This window comes from uncultured Brevundimonas sp., from assembly GCF_963974615.1.
GTDB lineage: Bacteria > Pseudomonadota > Alphaproteobacteria > Caulobacterales > Caulobacteraceae > Brevundimonas.
In genome coordinates this window covers 1-2,112 of record NZ_CAXBDH010000038.1, presented here as the reverse complement: position 1 = coordinate 2,112, position 2,112 = coordinate 1, and the positions used below count along the sequence as shown (strand labels likewise).

The following is a 2,112-nucleotide window of genomic DNA, read 5'->3' as shown; positions in this document are numbered from 1 at the left end:
GCGCGCCATGACCGAGCTTTCCGGCCGGGAGCGTGTCGCTCATGTCATCGACGGGATGAAGCGCGAAAACGCCGCGCTGCAAGACCCCAATGTCAGGGCCGAGCGGTTTGTGAACCGCTGGCAGGAGCTACAGGGCCAGCGCCGGGAGCTTCGCGGCTGGCAACACGACGATGCCCGCGCCAAGGTCGAAAACCAGATGAGCGGCCTTGCCAAGAGCCTTGAACGCGATCCGCAGGCGGAATCCCTCGTGCGCAATCGCAGCCGGGAGCTTGGAATCGGGCAGGAGCTGCGCCGGGGCCAGAGCATCGCCCGCGAGCTGCAAGAGGAAATGACACGCAGCCGGCAGATTAGCCGGGGCATCGGTTTGGGAATGTAGGCAGGGAGATCATGGCGGAACTGGACGACGACAGGGAAGGAATCGAGCCGGAAACACTGGACGAGGACGCCGGCGACCCGGCCGCAGCCTTCGACGCGCTCCGGCGCACGATCGAGACGCAGGGCGCGCAGATCGGCGCGGAAATGACCGTGATGCGGCGCGGGCTGGAAGCGGCTTTCGACCAGCTCGACAAGATCGAGCCGCAGACCGATTACAAGCCCCAGCTCGCCCAGCTCGTGCAGGCGCTCGACACTGTTGCGGAGCGGCTGCACGGCGTTGAGCAATCCCCCATTCTCAAGCAGGGCGCGCAGCACTATGCGGCCGCGCTCGAGCGCAGCGGCGAGGCCCTGATACGCACCGCCGCGCAGCAGCTCGAGCGGCAGGCGTCCGACCTCGAGCGCGCCGGCCGGAACCTCGCCGCCCACACGAAAAGCGCCTACGACCGGAAAAGTCAGGATTTCCGCATGGGGATGGCCGGCCTTGTCGGGCTGTTCGTCGGCATATTCCTGATTTTGCTGTTGCCGCGCTTCTTGCCGTTTGCGGCCGACACTCATGTTGCGGCGACCGTCATAGGTCAGGACCGATGGAACGCCGGCGTCACCATGATGCGGGTGGCCGATCCCCTAAGCTGGCGCGGCGTGGCCGATTCTTCGCAGCTCGTGCGCGACAACGCCGAGGTGATCGGGCAATGCGCCGAGGCCGCGCGCACGGCCGGCGCTGATCAGCGATGCACGATCACCGTGAAAGCGCCGACAGCGCCGGCGCAGTAGTGTAGGGTTATCGCGGGTATTCGGAAATTTGCGGCGATAGTTTTGGATCGCTGGCGAGAACGTCTGTTTATGCATTTCGAGCTTTTGTTTTGCCTCGTGCCAGAACGCTCTCCACGAGCAAAAGCCCTCCCCCGCAGACAATCGCCACGTCGGCAAGGTTGAAGGCGGGCCAATGATAGCTGCCAATGTAAAAATCCAGGAAATCCGTCACGGCACCCTGCCGCAGCCGGTCGAGCAGATTGCCGAGCGCGCCCCCAACCACGAGCCCGAGGGCGGATGCCGTCAGGCGGCTGTCGCTTCGATGGATCCAGACAAGGAGGCCGGCGACTATAGCGAGCGTGAACGCCATCAGGAGCCAAGCCGGCGCCTGGCCGAACAATCCGAAGCTCACGCCGGTGTTAAAGCCGAGCACGAGATTAAAGAAGCCGGTGACGGGGATGACCTGAGGTGGGTTCATTACATGGTTCAGGACCCACCACTTCGTCGCCTGATCAATGAAAAATCCGCCAAGGGCGAGGGGGAGGCCGAGTCTGAGCATGTCCAAATGTCCTTTAAACTCCGGGTTAGCCGATCCGACCGAGGGCCGGGAACGTCTGGAGCAGCCATATCGCAAAGCTGGTTAGATGGCCGGTGATCATGGCGATGCCCATCACCACCATCACCCCACCAGCGACGATTTTGAGCACCCGACCAGTACGGCGCATCGACATCATCCGCGCCATGAACCCGCGCATGAACAAAGCGGCCAAGATGAAAGGGAGGCCAAGGCCGAGCGAGTAGACGGCGAGCAGCGTCGTTCCGCTTGCGACCGTGGCGTTGGCGGCGGACAGGGTCAGAATCGCGCCCAGCACTGGTCCGATGCAGGGAGTCCAGCCGAACGCGAAAGCGAGACCGAGGAGATAAGCCGCCCCGGCGCTTGCGGGGGGGCGTGATGGCCGAGAGGAGGAGCCTGACCTTGCCACGCGG

General features: G+C 64.2%; 4 protein-coding genes. 2 read left to right on the top strand and 2 right to left on the bottom strand.

The annotated features are described in order from the left end of the window. Positions 1-376, top strand: a 376-nt coding sequence (locus AAC050_RS14545; RefSeq protein WP_339915796.1) for a TraA, incomplete at its 5' end; no start/stop codon positions are given. Between the two features lie 11 nt (positions 377-387). Then, positions 388-1,146, top strand: a complete 759-nt coding sequence (locus AAC050_RS14540) for a DUF6118 family protein (RefSeq protein WP_339915795.1) — start codon at positions 388-390, stop codon at positions 1,144-1,146. Positions 1,147-1,213: 67 nt separating this feature from the next. Here AAC050_RS14540 and lspA read toward each other — a convergent pair whose 3' ends face one another. Beyond that, complete coding sequence (gene lspA, locus AAC050_RS14535; protein WP_151616647.1) at positions 1,214-1,684, bottom strand: signal peptidase II; 471 nt, start codon at positions 1,682-1,684, stop codon at positions 1,214-1,216. Positions 1,685-1,709: 25 nt separating this feature from the next. Next, on the bottom strand, positions 1,710-2,112 hold a 403-nt coding region (locus AAC050_RS14530), incomplete at its 5' end, for a cytochrome c biogenesis protein CcdA (RefSeq protein ID WP_339915794.1).

Bases quoted from the DNA above. Each gene is read 5' to 3' on its own strand.
- AAC050_RS14540 (WP_339915795.1), top strand. From the start codon at position 388: ATGGCGGAACTGGACGACGACAGGGAAGGAATCGAGCCGGAAACACTG.
- lspA (WP_151616647.1), bottom strand. From the start codon at position 1,684: ATGCTCAGACTCGGCCTCCCCCTCGCCCTTGGCGGATTTTTCATTGAT.